This window comes from Kribbella sp. NPDC051620 (assembly GCF_044453825.1).
GTDB lineage: Bacteria > Actinomycetota > Actinomycetes > Propionibacteriales > Kribbellaceae > Kribbella.
Map to the genome: position 1 here is coordinate 317,728 of NZ_JBITDB010000002.1, position 19,762 is coordinate 337,489.

The 19,762-nt window shown below is 68.2% G+C and carries 22 protein-coding genes; 3 read left to right on the forward strand and 19 right to left on the reverse strand.

Features of this window, described 5'->3' with window-relative positions; all coding sequences use genetic code 11:
• Positions 1–32: 32 nt before the first annotated feature.
• From ACIA12_RS08725 to ACIA12_RS08755, 7 genes are all read right to left on the reverse strand, one after another.
• A complete protein-coding gene (locus ACIA12_RS08725) occupies positions 33–674 on the reverse strand; it encodes a MerR family transcriptional regulator (protein WP_396366312.1) in 642 nt (213 codons plus the stop codon).
• Between the two features lie 37 nt (positions 675–711).
• Positions 712–1,233 (reverse strand): FHA domain-containing protein, encoded by a 522-nt coding sequence (locus ACIA12_RS08730; protein WP_396366313.1) that lies wholly within the window; start codon positions 1,231–1,233, stop codon positions 712–714.
• A 124-nt stretch (positions 1,234–1,357) separates the two neighbouring features.
• A complete protein-coding gene (gene gcvH, locus ACIA12_RS08735; RefSeq protein WP_396366314.1) occupies positions 1,358–1,738 on the reverse strand; it encodes a glycine cleavage system protein GcvH in 381 nt (126 codons plus the stop codon).
• A 36-nt stretch (positions 1,739–1,774) separates the two neighbouring features.
• Positions 1,775–2,587 (reverse strand): DUF881 domain-containing protein, encoded by an 813-nt coding sequence (locus ACIA12_RS08740; protein WP_396366315.1) that lies wholly within the window; start codon positions 2,585–2,587, stop codon positions 1,775–1,777.
• 1 nt (position 2,588) lies between these two features.
• The gene (locus ACIA12_RS08745; RefSeq protein WP_020389931.1) at positions 2,589–2,921 is read right to left on the reverse strand and encodes a small basic family protein; all 333 of its coding nucleotides are present in this window, start codon (positions 2,919–2,921) and stop codon (positions 2,589–2,591) included.
• On the reverse strand, positions 2,918–3,709 hold the full coding sequence (locus tag ACIA12_RS08750; RefSeq protein WP_396366316.1) for a DUF881 domain-containing protein: 792 nt from the start codon (positions 3,707–3,709) through the stop codon (positions 2,918–2,920). The genes ACIA12_RS08745 and ACIA12_RS08750 overlap by 4 nt, the downstream gene beginning before the upstream one ends.
• A gap of 97 nt (positions 3,710–3,806) precedes the next feature.
• Positions 3,807–4,403, reverse strand: a complete 597-nt coding sequence (locus tag ACIA12_RS08755) for a CDP-alcohol phosphatidyltransferase family protein (RefSeq protein ID WP_363822261.1) — start codon at positions 4,401–4,403, stop codon at positions 3,807–3,809.
• Positions 4,404–4,629: 226 nt separating this feature from the next.
• Here ACIA12_RS08755 and ACIA12_RS08760 point away from each other — a divergent pair, with 226 nt between their 5' ends.
• Positions 4,630–5,001, forward strand: coding sequence for a YciI family protein (locus ACIA12_RS08760; RefSeq protein ID WP_396366317.1), 372 nt, complete (start codon positions 4,630–4,632; stop codon positions 4,999–5,001).
• Positions 5,001–6,197, forward strand: a complete 1,197-nt coding sequence (locus tag ACIA12_RS08765; RefSeq protein ID WP_396366318.1) for an RNA polymerase sigma factor — start codon at positions 5,001–5,003, stop codon at positions 6,195–6,197. Before ACIA12_RS08760 ends, ACIA12_RS08765 begins: the two co-directional genes overlap by 1 nt.
• On the opposite strand, the gene ACIA12_RS08770 is transcribed toward ACIA12_RS08765, so the two are convergent.
• The 4 genes from ACIA12_RS08770 to ACIA12_RS08785 all read right to left on the reverse strand — a co-directional run bounded on the left by ACIA12_RS08770 (position 6,167) and on the right by ACIA12_RS08785 (position 8,816).
• Positions 6,167–7,243 (reverse strand): hypothetical protein, encoded by a 1,077-nt coding sequence (locus ACIA12_RS08770; protein ID WP_396366319.1) that lies wholly within the window; start codon positions 7,241–7,243, stop codon positions 6,167–6,169. The two genes, ACIA12_RS08765 and ACIA12_RS08770, sit on opposite strands and share 31 nt — an antisense overlap.
• A 72-nt stretch (positions 7,244–7,315) precedes the next feature.
• The gene (locus ACIA12_RS08775; protein ID WP_396366320.1) at positions 7,316–7,681 is read right to left on the reverse strand and encodes a VOC family protein; all 366 of its coding nucleotides are present in this window, start codon (positions 7,679–7,681) and stop codon (positions 7,316–7,318) included.
• A gap of 36 nt (positions 7,682–7,717) precedes the next feature.
• Entirely contained in the window at positions 7,718–7,885 is a 168-nt protein-coding gene (locus tag ACIA12_RS08780; protein ID WP_396366321.1) for a hypothetical protein, read from the reverse strand.
• Between the two features lie 73 nt (positions 7,886–7,958).
• A complete protein-coding gene (locus ACIA12_RS08785; RefSeq protein WP_396366322.1) occupies positions 7,959–8,816 on the reverse strand; it encodes a helix-turn-helix domain-containing protein in 858 nt (285 codons plus the stop codon).
• 105 nt (positions 8,817–8,921) lie between these two features.
• Here ACIA12_RS08785 and ACIA12_RS08790 point away from each other — a divergent pair, with 105 nt between their 5' ends.
• On the forward strand, positions 8,922–9,830 hold the full coding sequence (locus tag ACIA12_RS08790; RefSeq protein WP_396366323.1) for an alpha/beta hydrolase: 909 nt from the start codon (positions 8,922–8,924) through the stop codon (positions 9,828–9,830).
• Here ACIA12_RS08790 and ACIA12_RS08795 read toward each other — a convergent pair.
• From ACIA12_RS08795 to ACIA12_RS08830, 8 genes are all read right to left on the reverse strand, one after another.
• Positions 9,812–10,588, reverse strand: coding sequence for a RibD family protein (locus tag ACIA12_RS08795; RefSeq protein WP_396366324.1), 777 nt, complete (start codon positions 10,586–10,588; stop codon positions 9,812–9,814). The two genes, ACIA12_RS08790 and ACIA12_RS08795, sit on opposite strands and share 19 nt — an antisense overlap.
• Positions 10,589–10,619: 31 nt before the next feature.
• Positions 10,620–11,207: an acyltransferase gene (locus tag ACIA12_RS08800; protein WP_396366325.1), complete on the reverse strand. Its 588-nt coding sequence runs from the start codon at positions 11,205–11,207 to the stop codon at positions 10,620–10,622.
• 10 nt (positions 11,208–11,217) lie between these two features.
• Positions 11,218–11,808 (reverse strand): dihydrofolate reductase family protein, encoded by a 591-nt coding sequence (locus ACIA12_RS08805; protein ID WP_396366326.1) that lies wholly within the window; start codon positions 11,806–11,808, stop codon positions 11,218–11,220.
• Between the two features lie 141 nt (positions 11,809–11,949).
• Entirely contained in the window at positions 11,950–13,131 is a 1,182-nt protein-coding gene (locus tag ACIA12_RS08810) for an MFS transporter (RefSeq protein WP_396366327.1), read from the reverse strand.
• An 86-nt stretch (positions 13,132–13,217) separates the two neighbouring features.
• Complete coding sequence (locus tag ACIA12_RS08815) at positions 13,218–16,850, reverse strand: error-prone DNA polymerase (RefSeq protein ID WP_396366328.1); 3,633 nt, start codon at positions 16,848–16,850, stop codon at positions 13,218–13,220.
• A 57-nt stretch (positions 16,851–16,907) separates the two neighbouring features.
• The gene (locus ACIA12_RS08820) at positions 16,908–17,747 is read right to left on the reverse strand and encodes an SMP-30/gluconolactonase/LRE family protein (RefSeq protein WP_396366329.1); all 840 of its coding nucleotides are present in this window, start codon (positions 17,745–17,747) and stop codon (positions 16,908–16,910) included.
• Between the two features lie 70 nt (positions 17,748–17,817).
• A complete protein-coding gene (locus ACIA12_RS08825) occupies positions 17,818–18,660 on the reverse strand; it encodes an LLM class flavin-dependent oxidoreductase (RefSeq protein WP_396366330.1) in 843 nt (280 codons plus the stop codon).
• Between the two features lie 17 nt (positions 18,661–18,677).
• Positions 18,678–19,703 (reverse strand): aldo/keto reductase, encoded by a 1,026-nt coding sequence (locus ACIA12_RS08830; protein ID WP_396367147.1) that lies wholly within the window; start codon positions 19,701–19,703, stop codon positions 18,678–18,680.
• Positions 19,704–19,762 lie beyond the last annotated feature (59 nt).

Genomic DNA, 19,762 nt, shown 5'->3' on the forward strand with positions numbered 1-19,762 from the left:
CTGCGGGCCAGGCCGGGGCTGCCCCGCCGGGGTCAGCGGGTGAGACGGGAGCGGACCAGTGCCGCGTGCAACCGAACCGCGAGCGCGGCCAGCTCGAGCGTCTTGTCGTCCCGGCGCGGCTGGACGACCTGCTCGATCAACCCGACCTCACGGTCGGCAGCCGCCCGGAACGGCCGCAGATGCCGCGGCTCGATCCCGTACTGCGCGAACTCCGCGGCCGCCTTGGCGATCAGGATCGCGTCGCCGTCGTAGTGGTTGCCCCTGGCCACGACGAGGTTGTGGCTCTCCAACTGCTCGAGCAGCTCAGGCGTGATCCCGGCCGCCTCACGCAGCTCGTCCCGGGTCAGCTTGAGCTCGGTACCGTACGTCGAGAAGTCCTCTGCATCGGGCAGACCGGCGGGCTGAGGCAACGTCTCCGGCGCCGCGGGCCGGCCACCAGGAGCAGGCGGCCGCAACCCGCGATCCATCGCGTCGAGGTGGTCCTTGATCACCTTCAGCGGCAGGTACTGGTCGCGCTGCGCGGTCAGCACATAGCGAAGCCGCTCGATGTCGGCGGTACTGAACTTGCGGTACCCCGAAGCGGTCCTGGCCGGCGTCACCAAACCCTCCGCCTCGAGGAAGCGGATCTTGGAGATGGTGACGTCGGCGAACTCGGCCTGCAGAAGCTGCAGCACCTCACCGATGCTGCTACCTACAGCGGAGCCGTCCGGCTCAGGCCTGACCACTGGCGTAGTAGACCAGGCGGTACTTGCCGATCTGTACCTCGTCGCCGTTCGACAGCTGCAGCTCGTCGATCCGGTCGCGGTTCACGTAGGTGCCGTTCAGGCTGCCGACGTCGCGGACCTTGACGCCCTGCGGGTCACGGCGGAACTCCGCGTGCCGGCGGGACACGGTCACGTCGTCGAGGAAGATGTCGCTGTCCGGGTGCCGGCCGGCGGTGACCACGTCGACGTCGAGCAGGAACCGGCTGCCCGCGTTCGGGCCGCGCTGGACGATCAGCAGCGCCGACCCCTGGGGCAGCGCGCCGACCGCGGCCTCGTCCTCGGCGGACAGGCTCTCGCCGGTGTCGAAGCGCTCGGTCTCCGGCTCGATGCTGATCGGTGCGAGCATCGCGGTGTCGGTCACCCCGGGGGCGGTCACCGGACGGTCCGCGCCAGGGAGCATCGTTCCGCACTGCGAGCAGAACTTGCTGCCCTCGGAGTTCTCGTGCCCGCACTGGTTGCAGAACGGCATGCTGTGATCCTCCCGATCGCCGGCGGTCCGGCGACGTTCTCGTTGACCCCGTGATGACAAGTGTGACCTGCGGCCCCAACCCTCGACCAGCGGTTGAGGTCCGACAGAACCTACCAGGTCCGATTCAGCTCTGGTCGAGCTGGCCCTTGTACGTGTCGGCGTCCATCAACGCCTCGATCTCTTCGTCGTCGTCGACCTCGATGTCGAGCAGCCAGCCCTCGCCGTACGGGTCGGTGTTGACCAGGTCGGGCTGGTCGGCCAGCGCCTCGTTGACGGCGCGCACGGTGCCGTTCAGAGGTGCGAACAGATCACTGACGCTCTTGGTGGACTCCAGCTCACCGCAGGAGTCGCCGGCCCGGACAGCGGTGCCGACCTCGGGCAGCTGGACGTACACGATGTCGCCGAGCGCGTCCTGGGCGAAGTCGGTGATACCGACCCGCGTGTGGCCCTCGCCGGCCTTCACCCATTCGTGCTCGGCCGTGTACTTCAGGTCTTCGGGGTACACCTCGGTCCCACTTTCTTTCAAAGGAAACTGCAGGGCTTATTTCGTCGGGCTCGGTGCCGGGCGAGCGTAACGATGCTCGTCCGGGGCATGCAACACGGTGATCGACACACTCGGCAGCTCGCTCACCTCGGCGGTACCGCCGACCTGCGGGCCTTCGACCTCGCTCACCAGGCCGCCGGGGAAGTTGGCCGCCTCGGCCAGGTTGTGGGCATCCCCGATCGCCTCGATCACGTACGGCGACTGCACCTTCTCGCCGTCGATCTTCACCCCGGGCGCGTCGTCGACCAGATCGGTGCTGGCCACCACCCGGACCTGCCCGTTGATCTGGATCGCCTCGGCGCCCGCGTCGCGGAGCTCCTCGATCGCGTCCAGCAGGTTGCTGGACTGCATCTTGGCGTCCGGGTCGTTCAGCGTGATCCGGACGCCGGGCCCCACGGCCGGCAACGTGCCGGCCAGGATGCCGAGCACGCGCACCTGCTGCTCGGCCTGCTCGCGGGCGGTCTGCGCCTTGTCCGCGCTGGAGGTCAGCGTGTTCTTGCGCGCCTCCAGCTCGGTGATCTCGGTCTCCAGCCGGCGGGTGTTCTGACCCAGGCCGTCGAGGATCGCGATCAGGTCCTCGCGCCGGGCGTTCTGGTAGCCGTCGTCGGCCCGGTTCACCCGGACCTGGACGACCGCCATACAGGCGACCAGCGCCAGCACCACGGCCACGATCGCCTGCCCACGGGACGGCTTGAAGCCGGTCCGCAGCCGCCGCAGCGCCAGGTTCGGCGTTTTCGGCTTGGGCATCGGTGTCGGCTCGGCCGGATGGACCGGCTCGGGCAGCGGCGGGTTCGGGTCGTCGGTACTCATCTCAGGCCCTGAAGACGTGGCGCCGGATCGCGGCCATGTTGGTGAAGATCCGGATTCCGAGCACGACCACGACGCCGGTGGACAGCTGCGAGCCGACCCCGAGCTGGTCGCCCAGGTAGACGATCAGGGCGGCGATCAGCACGTTCGAGACGAACGAGACGACGAAGACCTTGTCGTCGAAGATGCCGTCCAGGAACGCCCGCAGCGCGCCGAAGACCGCGTCGAGCGCGGCGACCACCGCGATCGGCAGGTAGGGCTGGGCCCACTCGGGTACGTCGGGAGCGACCAGCAGACCGACGACGACGCCGATCACCAGGCCGAGGACGGCGATCATCTCCCACCCACCTTCGCGTACCGCAGCGCGATGGTGGCATCGGCTGGCACCAGCAAGGAATCCTCCGTCGTGATCGTCATCCGGACATGGAAATTGCTGACCAGGTACTGCACCCACTGGCCGCCCGAGCTCTGCGCGAAGCGGGCCGGCATGGTCGCGGTGTCCCCGATCGCCAGCACCGTGTACGGCGGGGTCAGCGAACTGTAGTCGACGGTGATCGCGCTGCCCGCACCGCGGATCGCGGTCAGCGTGGTGAGCCGGTGACCGTTCACCGAGATCGCCTCCGCGCCGGCCGTCCACAGCCCGTTGACGAACTGCTGCAGGTCGACGTCGAGCAGCCGGCCCTGCTTGTCGTCGGAGTCCTTGGCGTCGTCGACGACGGCCTTCAGGCCCGGCCCGGTCACCGCGACCGCGCCGACCTGCAGTTCGAGGTCGTTCAGCTTCTGCTGCAGGGCGGCGCCCTCGCTGGTGTTGCTCAGGCCACCGGCCTGCAGCCCGCGGACCTCGTCAGCGAGCTTGATCTGCTCGCCGCGCAGGTCGGTCAGCCGGCCGTCGGCCGTGTTGATCCGGGTGATCAGCTCTTTGCGCTGCTTCTCCGCCTCGGGCGCGCTGCGGTAGTTCTGCGACGCGGCGACGGCGAGCAGGAAGCCCAGGAAGAGCAGCGCGATCACCAGGATGATCCGGTGCCGCGACTTGTTGGCCTTGCCACCCTGCGATGGCCGCGACCGGGCCGCGAAGGCGTAGCCCTCGTCCAGCGGGTGGGCCATCAGGTTGTTCAGCAGCGACATGGACGCGTCGACGCGCCGCTGCCCGGGTGGAGACTGGCCGGGTGGAGACTGACCGGTTGGAGAATGGCCGGGTGGAGACTGGGTCACGGGATCGCCCTTAGCCCGCCTGCTTGCTGATCGGCTTCACGGTCTGCATCAGGTGGCGCAGCTGTGCGAAGTACAGGGCGCCGGCCCAGTAGTACAGAGCGGTGCCCCAGATCGCGAAGGCCCAGCCGAAGACGCGGGCCAGCAGGTTGAGCGTGCTGTCGCCGTCACCGAGCAGCAGCAACGGGAACGCGTACAGCAGGCAGAAGGTCGCGGACTTGCCGAGGAAGTGCACCGGCAGCGCGTTGACGCCCCGGCGGTGCAGCGCCGGCAGGGCGAAGGTGAGCAGCAGGTCCCGCAACGGCAGCGCGATCGCCAGCCACCACGGGATGATGTCCCGCAGCGCCAGGCCGAGGACGGTGGCGAAGATGTAGAGCCGGTCGGCGACCGGGTCGAGCATCTGGCCGAGCCGCGTCGTCTGGTTCATCCGGCGCGCGATCTGACCGTCGGCCCAGTCGGTGAAGCCCGAGATCGCCAGCACCAGCAGGGCCCAGCCGTCTTCCTTCGGCCCGAGGATCAGCCAGAGGAAGAGCGGTACGCCCAGCAACCGGATGAAGCTCAGTGCGTTCGGGATCGTCAGCACCCGGTCGGACACTTCCAGGTCCGGCACGCGTTCCTCCCCCAGCTCTGCGAATCGGGCGACCGCGAACGGCGCCCCTGTCCCGGTCGTTACTGTACTTGGGCCCGGTACCGGGTTCTGCCCCGGCCACACCGGTGTTCCTTGACTAGGTGAACGTATTCACAACCCCACGGCTACGCAGACCACGGACCAGTGACCCGAAGGTGACCTGATCGAGATCAGCCCGTAGCTCGGCCCGGTCCGGCCCTAGGGTGGGATGGTGAAGTTTCTGGTACTGATCTATGGCAATCCCGAGTCGCGGCAGGTGTGGGACGGGCTGTCGGACGAGCAGAAGACCGAGTCGATGACCGGGTACACCGCGCTCAACGACGCGCTCGCGGCCAGTGGCGAGCTGGTCGTGTCGCACTCGCTGGGCGATCCGGCGGCGACCAAGCAGGTGCTGTTCCGCGACGGGCAGCCGATCACGACCGACGGTCCGTTCGCCGAGGTCAAGGAGCAACTGGCCGGGTTCTACCTGCTCGACTGCTCCTCGATGGAGCGTGCGCTGGAGATCGTGCCGCAGATCCCGGAAGCGCCGTTCAGCATCGTCGAGGTGCGGCCGATCCGGGACCTGAGCTCCTTCAGCTGATGATCGACCAGCTGTTGCGGGAGCTCGCCCCGCAGATCGTGGGTCCGCTGGTACGCCGGTACGGCGGATTCGACACCTGCGAGGACGCGGTCCAGGAGGCGCTGCTGGCCGCGTCGCAACAGTGGCCGGTCGACGGGGTGCCCGAGAATCCACGCAGTTGGCTGATCACCGTCGCGTCGCGCCGCCGGATCGAGATGCTGCGCAGCGACGCGGCCCGGCTCCGGCGTGAGGAGACCGTCGCCGGTCTGGAACCCTCGGAGCCTGCACCTGTTGGCGTCGATGATTCTTTGACGCTGTTGTTCCTCTGCTGTCATCCGTCGCTCACTCCGCCGTCGCAGATCGCGCTGACGTTGCGGGCGGTCGGCGGACTCACCACGGCCGAGATCGCCCGCGCGTTCCTGGTACCGGAGTCGACGATCGGCCAGCGGATCAGCCGGGCGAAGTCTTCGATCAAGAAGCAGAGCGCGGAGTTCCGGATGCCGGCCGCCGACGAGCTGCCGGAGCGGCTGGCCGCGGTACTGCGGGTGCTCTATCTGATCTTCAACGAGGGCTACACCGCGAGCTCGGGCGAGAGCCTGCAGCGGGTCGAGTTGAGCACCGAAGCCATCCGGCTGACCCGCCAGCTCTTCGCCCGACTCCCCTCCGAGGGCGAGGTCGCCGGCCTGCTGGCCCTGATGCTCCTCACCGACGCCCGCCGCCCGGCCCGTACCTCGGCGGACGGCGCGCTGATCCCGCTGCCCGAGCAGGACCGCTCGCTGTGGATCGACTCATTCGTTGCCGAGGGCACCGAGTTGATCACGGCCACGTTGCGCACCGCCCCGATCGGCCCGTACCAGCTGCAAGCCGCAATCGCCGCGATCCACGACGAGGCAGCCCGGGCCGAAGATACCGACTGGCGCCAGATCCTCGTCCTCTACGAACTCCTGGAAACGTTGAATCCCGGCCCGATGATCACCCTCAACCGCATCGTCGCCCTGGCCATGGTGCACGGCCCCGAGTACGCCCTGGAACGTCTCGCCTCCACCGCCGACGACCCTGCCCTGCGAGACCACCACCGAGTCGAAGCCGTCCGCGCCCACCTACTGGAGCTCTCCGGCGACAAACCCGCCGCCCAAGCTGCCTACCGCCGCGCAGCCCAGCAAACCCTTAGCACCCCCGAGCAGCGCTACCTGCTCTCCCGTGCCGAGTCGCTGTAGAGGCGAACCAGTCCGTCGGCGAGTTGCAGGAACTGCCCTGCGCCTCGGTGGTGGTGAGTCGGCGAGAACCCCGGCAACTCCTCGACGAGGCTTCCTTCCTCCAGGTCCCACGTCGACAACCCGGTCCCGGCCGAGCTGAACAGCCTGGCGCCGTCGCTGAAGAACTGCCCGGTCGGCCCCTCCAACGCCGCCAACTCGAGCGCTGTCGGCATCTTCCAGTCCGTCAGCTGGGTACGCCGGCTGGTGTCGAAGATCCGCGCGCCGGGCCGGATGGTGACGTCGTCGTCGCCGATCCCTTGAACGGCCACCCGGACCGAGTCGATCCAGACCATCGGGTGATCCCAGTAGTCCGTCCGGCCGCAGAGGTCGAGCCTGGTCGGACCGTCCTCGGACTCCCACACGTTGTCCTCGATCCAGCGATCAAGGCTCCACACGGCCGGGAACCCGACCGGATGCCACACCCAGCCGTCGTCCAGCACCTGCCGCCCGTCAGGGCTCACCCGCAACGCGCCATGGAAGTAGTCGAGGTAGTGCTCCGGCCTGCCCTCGGTTTCCGTCAGCAGCGGAGCCGGCCGATCGGTGAGCAGCCTCCCCGTCGCCGCGTCCGACACGTCCAGCCGGTTCCAGTCGGTCCGATGGATGACGACGTCCCGCCCCCGCCTCCGTGCGAAGGCCAGTGAGAAGGGCACCGTCTCCTCTTCGTACCCCTGGTTGTCCAGGAGCATCGTGGTCTCGCCGGTCCGCAGGTCCAGTACCTCGCCGAAGCGACCGTAGTCATTGACCACCGCGGCGAAGGAGCCGTCACCCGACGCATGAAGGTGTCGCCGGAGCTCATGCCCAGCCCAGGGTTCGCGGTCTGGTTCCGCCGGAACAGTGGTGGTCCCAACGGACACGTGCTCACCGGTCGCGAGGTCCCATCGGCTGATCCGGCCGTCCTCCCCCAGCACCAGCCATACGGGCCGGTCACCGTCATCCACTGGCACCAGGTCCGCGATCAGACCTAGGTCGCTCGGCACAGACAGCTCTTGGACGCTGTCACCGGACATCGTCGTACTCCTCTCGGCCAGCTTTGATCAGTTTTCTGATCATGAGGCTGGTGTGATCAGAAAACTGATCAGCTAGGGCCAGGTCGTGGCGTGTTGTGCGAAGTACTCCGGCGTGGTGTGCATCGGGATGACGCAGAGGAGCTGGCCGCCGGGTACGCGCAGAGTGTGGCAGCCCTGCCAGGTCGATACCTCGACCGCTCCCAGGGCGGTCAGTCGCGCGACCTCGGCGGGGACGTCGTCCGTCTCGATGTCGAGGTGGTAGCGCGGCTCGTCGTCGACGGCCTGGACAGCCAGGACGTACCCGGGCAACGCTCCTTTCAGATCCGTGTACTGCGGCTCGCCCGGCTCACTCTCGGCCGTCGCGTCCAGGGCCGCCGCCCAGAACGTCGACGCCTCCGCCGCCTGCTCTCGCGGTACGTCGATCAGAAAAGTAGACACTCGGCTCCTGTGCATGCTCCGAACTTAGTGCCCCCGTCAGCGAGCTAGCTCGAACCAGATGATCGTCGTCCCACCCGAGTTCGCCAGCACCACCGTCGCGCGCGAGGGCGAATCCAGCACTCCGTGGCTCACCGCACCCTGGACATCTTCACCGAAGCCGCCCACCTGGACCGCACCCGAGTAGCCCGCTGGGCCCACCTCCACGCCGTCCAAACCACCTTCTGGGGCCACCACCACGGCTACCGCCGAGGCCGAACCGGCCCACCCGAGGTAACGGCTACAGGTGGTTGGCCGGCGTGTTCCAGGAGGTGAGGATCTTCAGGGCGTCGTGGGACGGTGTATCGGGGGCGGCGGTCAGGATGAGAATTCTCTGGTCGGGATCTTCGGGGCTGACCCAGGTGTCGCAGTCGAGGTGGAGTTCACCGACCAGCGGGTGCCGGTAGTGCTTGGTGGCGTTGCTGGTGCTCGTCACCTGGTGCGTCGCCCACCAGGTGCGGAAATCGGCGTCGCGGACGGACAGTTCGCCGACGAGTGAGGCCAGTTGTGGGTCGTCGGGGTAGCGGGCAGCCTCCATCCGCAGGGTGGCGGCGGCGGTACGGGCCGCGTTCTCCCAGTCGGCGTGCAGCTCCCGCATCACCGGGTCGACGAAGAGCAGCCGGACGTAGTTGCGCTCGGCATCGGCATACCTCGCGAAGTCCGTATAAAGAGCAGCCGCCCCGGCGTTCCACGCAACGATGTCCAGCCGCCGCCCGAGCACCATCGCGGGCGCCTCGGTGAGCTGGTCGAGCAACCGGCGCATCGACGGCGTCACCCGCTGGGCGCGCTGCCGACGCCGCTTGGCCGGAGTCTTCCCCGCCAGCCGATACATGTACGCCTGCTGGTCCTCATCCAGCCGCAACGCGCGAGCCAGCACAGCAAGGATCGAGGCCGACGCCTGCAGCCGCCCTTGCTCGAGCCGCGTGTAGTAGTCGACGCTCATCACCGCCAACTGCGCCACTTCCTCCCGACGCAGCCCGGGCACCCGACGCGCAGAGCCAGTCTCGGGCAGCCCAACGGCGGCGGGGCTCAGCGCAGCCCGTCTCGCCTTCAGGAACTCGCCCAGCTCGGCTGCCGGCGTACCGTGCTCACTGCTCATGGCAACCATTCTCCAACCTGGTACGACGTTTGTGGGGGGACAAGTTCCTTCCCAGGCAGAAACCCGTCTCTACTCCCCGATTCGAACCAGCGGCACGGTGGATCCATGAGAACAAACGTCACCTTCGACAGCGCCGGCCTGCAACTCGCCGGACACCTCTATCTACCGGACAACGAACCCGCCACCCGTCGCCCCGCCATCGTCATCGGCCACCCCGGAACAGGCGTCAAAGAACAAGCCGCCGGCCTGTACGCCGAACGCCTGGCCCGCGCCGGCTTCATCACCCTCGCCTTCGACGCCGCGTACCAGGGCGAGAGCGAAGGATTCCCCCGCGGCCTGGAAGATCCCGGCCACCGCGTCGAGGACTTCAAGGCCGCCGTGTCGTTCCTCAGCGTCCACGACCAGGTCGACCCGGACCGCATCGGTGCCCTCGGCATCTGCGCCTCGGGCGGCTATGTGATCCCGGCAGCCGCCACCGATCACCGCATCAAGGCCGTCGCGACCGTCAGCGCGGTCGACATCAGCCGCCAGTTCCGCGAGGGCGCCGACGGCCGCCAAGACCCCGCGATCATCCAGTCCATGCTCGCTACCGCAAGCACAGCCCGTACTTCGGAAGCGCACGGCGAAAGCATCGGCGACCTCACGCTGTTCCCCGAAAGCGAGGAGGAGGCGCGCGCCGGTGGCCGGCACGTCTTCGAGGGGTGGGAGTACTACCGCACCGACCGCGCCCGACACCCCCGGTCGGCAAAGGCCATGCCGTGGAGCAGCGTCGACCGCATCACCCAGTTCGATGCCTTCCGCTTCATCAGCCTGATCGGCCCACGCCCGCTGCTGATGATCGCCGGACGGGAGGCCGTCACCTCCTGGATGACGACTCAGGCCTTCGAACAGGCAAGCCACCCCAAGGAGTTGCTCTGGATCGACGGCGCGAGCCACGTAGATCTCTACGACAAGGACAAATACGTGACTCCAGCCGTGGCAAAGCTGACCGACTTCTACCGGAGCACTTTGTAGCGGAGCCAGAGCATGCCGTCTGTCTCGGTGTGGCTGGACAGCAACTGCAGTCGAGTCGGTAGATCGTGATCGCCGAGCTCGGAACCGTCGAACAACGTCGGCGTGCCGAGCCCGCCGATCACGGCTGGCAGCACCAGCAGCTGAATCTCGTCGACCAAGCCTGCCCGAAGCAATGCGCCGTTGAGGCCGCCGCCGGCTGTGGACAGGACGCAGCTGACTCCCAGACGTTCCCGCATGCGTCCCAAGGCGACGGCGAAATCGACGCGGTCGTCGCCGGCGACCAGGTAGCAGATGCGGCGGGTGCGGAGGTGGGCGAGGTACGCCGCCGGAGTGGACCGTGCGACCAGCACCAGGATGTCCCACTCGCCGTGGTCCTCGTCCTCCCACGTCACCCGGCCGCGGCTGTCGACGACCGTGAACCACTTCGCGTGACCGGGCCGCTCGACCACCTCTGCGGGTAAGAAGTCGCTGTAGAGCAAGTCTGGTGGGTAGTCGAAGTCGGTCGGGAGATCGGTGAGTGGACCGGCCGAGTCCGCGACCAGGGACCCGCTGCCCTCCAGGATCGCCTCAGGTTGGTACCGGCTGTCGATCAGCGCGGAGCGCGCCTTGTCGAGTGCCTGGGCGCTGGCGGGCGCCAATGACTGCCAGACCTTCGAGGCGTTCGCGTCCATCAGCAGTCTGCTGCGGCTGAGCGTGACCCGGCCGTCGACCGACATCGTCACCGAGACCACGACTCTGGGTCGATCGATCTGTTCCATCTACCCAGTACTACCGGGCGCCACCGACAATTCAGCCGTACGTGATGGGGCGCAGTACCTTGGCCGGCACGCCTGCCGCGATCGAGTACGCGGGGATGTCCTCGGTGACGACGCTGTTCGCGCCGATGACGCACCGGTCGCCGATCGTCACACCGCTGGTGACGACCACGTTCGCGCCGAGCCAGACGTTGTCGCCGATCCGCGTCGGCCCCTTGGAATCGAACCCCTGCCAGGGCACCGGCCGGTCGGGATCGTCGAAGCGATGATTGGCATCCGTCACGAAGCACCCGTTGGCCAGCATGCAGTGCGAGCCGATCTCGACCAGCTCATGCGCGGCCACCATCACCGCGATGTTCAGGAACGTTCCCTCCCCGATCCGCACCCGCCCCTGATCACCCATCGTGATCCACACATCGGGCTCGAACATCGTCTGCGCCCCGACCTCGAGCCGCCCATCGGCGAACGCCTCCAGCACGTTCCCGTGCAACGGCCACCGCGCGAACGCCCCACGGCGCATCAGCTCCCAATGAATCCGCGCCCGATTCCAGGGCAGCGAATTCCGCTGGTACCACCACCACTTCTGCCCCCACAGCCTGGCCTTCGCGGCGAGATCGTCCACACCCGGCAGGTTACGCGGCGTGCCGGACCCGGTAGCGGAGGTGCATCACCTGCTGGTGCGGGGGCGTGCTCTCTGGAGTGGTCAGCGTGCGGAGCAGGTCGAGCTCGATGATTTCAGCGGGCAGGTTGTCGAACAACCGCCGTCCCTGACCGAGCAGAACCGGCACGACATGCAGTTCCAGCTCGTCGAGCTCCCCTGCGCGCAGCAGCGCTTGCGCCGCGCCGGCTCCGTGCACCATCACGTCGTCGTCGCCGGCTGCCTGACGGGCCTGCGCGGCACACTCGCGAACGTCGGTGACATACCGGGCCGATCCCTGCGCCGGCTCCGCCGGAACCTGATGGGTGAGAACGAAGATCGGTACGCCGTCATGGTGGTCGCCGCCCCATTGCCCCGCCAGCTCGAAGGTCCGCCGGCCGGCGATCACCGCCCGGGTGGCCATCGCCTCCGCAGACACCTGCCCGCTCGGCCCTGGTGCGTCGCGAAGGTCAAGCCAGTTGAAGAGCCGAAAGCCGCCAGCCCCCATCGGGGCATCCTTGCCGTCGTCCGGCCCGGTTACGAACCCGTCCAGAGAGATGGTCATGTAGAGCCTGATGATCGCCATCCCCCCAACCTGACGGTCAGCTCACAAGCCCGCAACAGCCCGGCATGCCCAACGCGCCCCACACCACCGCCAACCCAGTGCGGCACACCCCACACCCCCGCCAACCCAACGCGGCGTGGGTCATACCGTCGCCGGCGACGTTCAGCGGAAATCACGGGAGGTGGTTTTGGCGGCGAGGGGGAGGCGTTCGAGTTTGTCGGCTACCAGGTAGCACGCGGCCAGGGACAGCACTACCGGGACCAGAGCCCAGCCCAGTCCGAACCATTGCGCGAGCACGCCGGTGAGGAGCGGGGCGACGATGTAGCCGGGAAGTTCGCCGAACTCGAGGACGGTCCTGCCCTCGCCGGAAGTGACGTTGTCCTGCAGGGTGGTGAGGGTGTTGATGACGGGTCCGACACAGGCCATGCCGACACCGAGGACGGCGAACGAGAGCAGCGCCGTGGTGAGCGATGGAACGGCTAGGCAGACAGCGAAGGCAGCACCGCTCACGAGCATGGAGACCCGGAAGATCCGCTGCCAGCCGAAGCGCGCCAGCAGGCGGTCGACGAACAGCAGTGCTATGCCTTTGGAGACCATCATCAGCGTGTAGGTGGCTGCTCCCCAGGAGTCGCCGGCGCCGATCGAGTCGCTGGTGTACACCGCGCTCCACTGTGAGGTGATGCTGTCGATCACGCTGGCCAGGCAGGCGATCGCGGCGAGCAGCAACAGTTGTGGCTGGGCCCGTGCCCGGAGGCGCGGGAGCAGCCGGAGGTCTGCCGAACTGGAACGGGCCTCATCGGGGAGCCAGCGCAGCGAGAACAGGAACGCCGCGGCCAGTACGACGTTCGAAGCGGTCAGTTGGAGCCCTGGCGAAATGTCGAACCTGGTGGCCAGGTAGGCGAGGCCGCCGCCGGCGAACATGCCGAAGCTGTAGCAGGCCTCGAACATTCCGATGATCGGCCGGCCCAGCTTCTGCTGCTGGACCAGCGCCAGGGCGCCCATCGTCGTACCGAGGACTTTGTTGGCCACCGCCCAGACCAGGAGCCCGACGGTGACCGCTTGGAGGGTGGAGGTGAAGGCCGTCAGCGGTGCGCACAGCAGGGCCAGTGTGGCGGCGAGGATGGTGATGCCACGGGTGCTGTACTTGCCCACGGCAACGAGGATCAGGAGGAAGCCGACGAACTCCCCGATCCCGGCGACGCTGTTCGCGAGGCCCCAGGAACGGTCGTCCGCGCTGACCGCGGTCCGTACTTCCGGTATTCGCGCGAGCCAGCCTCCGAGGGGAAGGCTCATCACGACGTACAGCACGGAGATGGCGAAGCGAGACGGCGATCGGGGCGTCATACCCGCATCCTGCTGGAGGCAGCCTCAGATCTCCCGGTGACTCGGCGTTTGGCCTCCCGCGGCCGTCTGCTCCCAGCAGCGCGGGGTCAGCGGAAGTCTCGGGAGGTGGTTTTGGCGGCGAGGGGGAGGCGTTCGAGTTTGTCGGCTACCAGGTTGGTGACGCCTTGGGAGCGTTCGAGGCGGCCGCGGATGATCATCGCGCTGGATTCGCGGGCGATCCGGCGGTACCGGTTCCAGACCCCGTTCGAGCAGACGATGTTGATCATGCCGGTCTCATCTTCCAGGTTGAGGAAGGTGACGCCGGCCGCGGTGGCGGGGCGCTGGCGATGTGTCACCACGCCGCCGACGTAGACGCGACTGCCGTCCTCGGCGGTGGAGAGCTGGTTCGCGCGGAGGATGCCGCGCTCGTCGAGGGCGGGGCGGACGTGCCGGATCGGATGGTCGTCGGGTGAGATGCCGGTCGCCCACAGGTCGGCCATCGTCGTCTCCACCCCGGTCATCCCAGGCAGCATCGGTGGCGGACCCGAACTGCTCACCCCGGACAGATGGCCCGGCCGCTCCTCGGCAGCACGTCCCGCGTTCCACAGTGCTTGTCGTCGCGACAACCCGAACGAGTCGAACGCCCCCGCCGTCGCCAGTGCCTCCACCTGTACTGCGGTAAGCCCGGTCCGCCGAACAAGGTCCGCCATGTCGGCGTACGGCCCATTCTTCTCGCGTTCCTCCACGATCACGGTCGCCGTCGGCACCCCGACCGACTTCACCCCGGCCAACCCCAGCCGCACCACGAGCCGCCCATCCCGCCGATGCAGATCGAAGTCGAACGGCTCCTTCGGGTCGAACTCCCCAACCGGCGGCTGCTCCCTCACCAAACAAGAATCATCACCAGTAGCAACCACCCTCCCCCAGCCCACCCCACCAGCGCCAACGCGGTCGGGGATGGCGGCGCCCGATTCGGAGGCGCAGGCCGTGGGATCGCCGGGGTCGGGGATGGAGACGCCAGGGGCGGTGAGGTCGAGGTCGGCGGAGGCCACGCAGGCTGGAGCGGTGCGGTCGGCGGGGGCGGGGGTGGCTGGGGCCTTGGGGTCGGGGGCGGTGGGGGCCGGGGTGGGTTCGAGGGTGGCGTGGATGTTGGAGGTTTGTAGGTCGGGGCGGAGGACTTCGACGCCGTGGCGGCGGGCGTCGGCTACCAGGGATTGGGGGGAGTAGAAGCCCATTGGCTGGGCTCGGAGGAGTGCGGCGAGGAAGGCTGCTGGGTAGTGCAGCCGTAACCACGTGCTGGCGTAGACGAGCAGGGCGAAGCTGATCGAGTGGGACTCGGCGAAGCCGAAGTTCGCGAAGGCCTCGATCTTCTCGTAGATCTCGTCGGCGGTGTCACCGGTGATGCCGTTCGCCGCCATCCCGTCGTACAGCTTGGCCTTCAGCGACGAGATCTTCTCCACCCCGCGTTTGGAGCCCATCGCGCGGCGGAGCAGGTCGGCGTCCTCGCCGGTACAGCCACCGACCGTCATCGCGATCTGCATCAGCTGCTCCTGGAACAGCGGCACGCCCAGGGTGCGTTTCAGCACCGGCTCCAGCGCTGGATGCAGATAGGTGACCTCCTCCTCCCGCAGCTTGCGGCGGATGAACGGGTGCACCGCGCCACCCTGGATCGGGCCGGGCCGGATCAGCGCCACCTCGATCGCCAGGTCGTAGAAGCTGCGCGGCCGCAACCGGGGCAGCGTGCTCATCTGCGCCCTGCTCTCCACCTGGAACACCCCGACCGAGTCTGCCTTGCAGAGCTGGTCGTAGACGCCCCGCTCCTCCTTCGGGATGGTGTCCAGGTTCCAGTCCTCGCCGAGGTGCTCGCGGACCAGGTCCATCGCGTACTGCAGCGCCGCCAACATGCCGAGCCCGAGCAGGTCGAACTTCACCAGCCCCATCCAGGCGCAGTCGTCCTTGTCCCACTGCAGCACGGTCCGGTTCTCCATCCGGGCGTGCTCGACCGGCACCACGTGCCCGACCGGGATGTCGGTCAGCACCATGCCGCCGGAGTGGATGCCGAGGTGCCGCGGGAACTTCAGCAGGTCCTCGGCCAGCGCCACCACCGGCGCCGGGATGTCGTGGTCGACACTGCTCCGCACCGCGCCCCACGCGTCCACCTGTTTGGACCACGCGTCCTGCTGCCCGGTGCTGAACCCGAGCGCCTTGGCCATGTCCCGCACCGCGAGCTTCGGCCGGTAGGTGATCACGTTCGCCACCTGGGCCGCGTTGCGCCGGCCGTACTTGCCGTAGACGTACTGGATCACCTCCTCGCGCCGGTCGGAGTCGAAGTCGACGTCGATGTCGGGCTCCTCGTCCCGGGCCGCGGACAGGAACCGCTCGAAAGGAAGGTCGTACTCCACCGGGTCGACCGCGGTGATCTCCAGCGCGTAGCAGACCACCGAGTTCGCCGCCGATCCCCGGCCCTGGCAGAGGATCCCCTTCCGCTTGGCGAACATCACGATGTCGCGCACGATCAGGAAGTACCCCGGGAACTTGAGACTCCTGATCACCTTCAGCTCGCGCTCGACCCTGGCCACCGCTTCGTCTCGGTACCTCGGCTTGTCGGCGTACCGCTTGCGAACCCCGTCCTTGCAGAGCTTCTCCAGCCAGCCCATCTCGTCGTACCCCTGCGGCACCTCCTGCCGGGGCAGGCTCGGCTTGGCCGCACGCAGGCTGAACTCCAACTGGTTGGCCAGCTCGACGGTCCGAGCGACAGCCCCGTCGTACCGATGGAAGCGGGCGAGCATCTCCTCCCCCGAACGCAGGTGGGCCGTGCCGGCGGGTGGCAGCCAGCCGTCCATCGCGTCAAGGCTGCGCCGGGCTCGGACGGCGGCGATCGCGGCGGCGAGCCTGTGCCGCCGAGGCTGGGCGTAGTGCACGTTGTTGGTGGCGATCACCGGCAGGCCCGCGTCGGCCGCGAGCCGGGCCAGTACCGCGTTACGCGTGCTGTCCGTCGGCAACTGGTGGTCGATCAGCTCAACCACCACCCGGTCCTTGCCGAACAACGCGGTCAGCCGGTCGAGCTCGCGGGCCGCGGCGGCCGGTCCGTCGGCCTGGCCACCCAGCTCGAGCGCCCGGCGGACCAGGCCCTTGCGGCAACCGGTGGGGATCAGCCAGTGGTCCTCACCGATCGCCGCAAGCTCCTCCAGGTCGTAGACCGGACGACCCTTCTCCTTGCCCCGCAACTGCGCCTCGGTGATCGCGCCGGCCAGCCGGTGATACCCCTCCTGGCGCTCGGCCAGCACCAGCAGGTGGCTGCCCTCGGGATCGGCCATCCCGTTCTGGGGTTTGGTCAGCTCGAGGGACAGCTCGGCGCCGAACACGGTCTGCAGATCGTCGTACTCCTCCGCCGCCTCGGCCATCCGGACGACGCCGTAGAAGCCGTCGTGGTCGGTCAGCGCCAGCGCGTTCAGCCCGAGCCGGACCGATTCCTCGACCAGTTGCTCCGGCGAGGAGGCGCCGTCGAGAAAGCTGTAGTACGAATGGCAGTGCAGCTCCGCATACGGCACCACCGGCCCGTCGGGGCGGCGCGGTTTGTCCGCCGGATCCGGATCGTACGGCGGCCGGTGCCGCGACCAGGCCGGCCCGTCTCCCCCGTCGGCATCCAGCAGCTCGTCCGCGGGCGCGGGCGGCCGCGACCGCCCAGACAACTTCCGCTCCAACTCCGACCACGGAATCGGCGGGTTGTCCCACCCCATCAGAGAACTCCGCTACCTGACGCCATACCCCGATGTTCGAACACTTGTTCGAAAGAGTCAAATCGGCCTCGGCACCCGAACCCGGAGCGCGAGAACCTCACCGGTACGAGGCCCGCCGGTCAACCGCCCGAGGTTGTCCCCGATGCTGTCATCCGGGCGCCACTCAGCGGTCATGATGAACAGCGTCCGACCGTCCGGGCCACCGAGCGCCAGCGCGAACGGAGCCCGCTCCGAGGCCAACTCGATCCGGTCCAGGACCTTGCCGCCCTCGGTCACCCGGACGACCGAGGAGCCACCGGTCGAGACCCAGATCGCGCCCTCCGCGTCGAGGCAGATGCCGTCCGGCCCGAGCCCTTCGGCGAAGACCCGCCGATTCGACAATCCGCCGTCCGGGTCGATGTCGAACGCGGTGAGCCGCCCCGCGAACGACTCCGAGATGACGAGCGTCTTGCCGTCCGGCGTGATGACCATGCCGTTCGGGAACTGGATGTCGCCCGCGACCTCGCGCAGCCGGCCGTCCGGCGTGAAGAGCTTGATGTAGCCGGGCTTGGGCGCCTCACCACCGGCGAAGTCGAAGTCCGCGCCGTTGAGATAGACGTTGCCCCGCCCATCGACCACGATCTCGTTCGCCTTCTGCTCGGCCAGCACGACCACGGACCCGTCCGGCTCATGACGCCGGAGCTTGTCGCCAGTCGTCAGCAGCCTGCCGTCGGGCAGCCAGTCGATGGACCATCCCATCAACTGCTCGACCGGTACGGCGAAGTACTCCGCCCCACCATCCGGATCGAGGACCACCACCTGCTGATCGATCCAGTTGCAGAACCACAACCGACCGTCATGCCAACGCGGCGACTCGGGAATCCCCAGCCCACTCAGCAAGACCTTCGGTTCGGACATCACGCCACCTCACTTCATCGAGAGACCTTTCAACCTCTACACGAGTGACGGACCAACAAATCGACAGCGACTACGCCGAAGGGGCGATGAGTTCCTCAGCAACCCACTTGGCGACACCGGCGGGAAAGGGTGCCGGCAGGCTGAGGATGACGTGGTGGAAGCCGGCGGCAGTGGCCTTGCCGATCGCTTCGCGCGTGGCGGCGGGATCCTCGTACGAGACCGGCAGGTGGATCGACCGGGTGATCGCCGCCGGATCCCGGCCGATCTCGGCGCAGTACCGATCCAGCAGCGCACTCCGGCTGACAGCATCGTCCAGATCCTCGCCAGTGTGATTCCAGATGTGAGCGTGCTCCGCGACCACCCGCAGGGTCGCAAGAGCCCGCCCGCCGATCAGGATCGGCGGATGTGGACGCTGGACCGGCTTCGGATTGCCGAACGCTCCGGTGAGCTCGTGATGACTGCCCTTGAAGTCGAACGGCTCAGCCGAGGTCCACAGCCGCCGGATGATCGTGCACGCCTCGCCCAGACTCTCCACCGCCTCGGTCGCGTCGAGATACGGCAGCCCGTGCGCGTCATACTCACGCCGGGCCGCCGGCAGACTCGGCCGAGACCCAGCCCCGATCCCGAAGTCGAGCCGTCCGCCCGACACGATGTCCACCGTCGTCGCGATCTTCGCCAGCATCGCGGGCGGCCGGAAGCGGTTGCTCGTCACCAACAGTCCGAGCCGCAGGCGTCGAGTCTGGGCAGCGAGGGCCGAGAGCAGCGTCCAGCCTTCGAGGATCGGCCCGGCCGGGTCGCCGCCGATCGGCATCAGGTGATCGAACAGCCACGCGTGCCCGATCGCCGGGACCGCGTCGGCCTCCCGCCAGACCCGCAGCAGGTCGTCGTACGGGACCTGCTGTGGGGCGGTCATGATCCCGAAACTGGTGGTCATGCGAGTCGGCGCCGCAGCGACGGGTCGAGCAGCGAGGGCGGGGCGTCGAACTTCTCGTCCGGCGCAAGGTCTGTGCCAGGGGCAACGATCTCGTCGATGGCGTCGAGCACATCGCTGGACAGCACGGTGTCCGCAGCGGCCAACTGCGACTCCAGGTGCGCCAGCGTGCGCGGGCCGATCAATGCGCTGGTGACCGCCGGATGCGCGGTCACGAATCCGAGCGCGAGCTGGATCATCGTCAGCCCGGCCGTGTCGGCGACCTTCGCCAGCCGCTCCACCGCGTCGAGCCGGGCCTGGTTGGACGGGATGCTCAGATCGAAGCGCGCCGGTACGACGGTCGCCCGGCTCGTGGTGATCTCCTGGCCCGCACGGACCGCACCCGACAGCCAGCCCGACGCCAGCGGGCTCCACGCGAGCACACCGAGTCCGTACTGCTCGGTCACCGGCAGGACATGCGTCTCGATCCCCCGCTGCAGGATCGAGTAGCTGGGCTGCTCGGTGACGTAGCGGCTCAGGTGGTTCGCCCGAGCGGCCCACTCGGCCTGCACGATCCGGTACGCGGGGAAGGTGGAGCTACCGAAGTACCGGATCTTCCCGGCGCGTTGCAGGTCGGTCAGCGCCGACAAGGTCTCCTCGTCGCTGGTCGTCGGATCCCAGCGGTGGATCTGGTAGAGATCGACGTGGTCGACGCCGAGCCGCCGCAGGCTGTTGTCGAGCTCGGTGACCAGCCACCGGCGCGAGCTGCCGCGATGGTTGCGCTCGTCCCCCATCGGCATGGTCGCCTTGGTGGCCAGGACCAGGTCGTCGCGCCGGCCGGCGATCGCCTTGCCGACCATCTCCTCCGACTCGCCCTGGCCGTACATGTCGGCCGTGTCGATCAGGTTGATCCCCGCCGCGAGCGCGGCGTCGACTATGGCGGTGGCCTCGTCTTGGGTGGTGCGGCCGATCTGGCCGAAGTTCATCGCGCCGAGCGCGAGCGTGCTGACCTGTACTCCGGTACGGCCCAAGGTGCGGTAGTGCATGGTGGTCCCTTCTGGCATCATTCAAGGAGAAGCGGAACGAGGTTCCGATAACCAACATA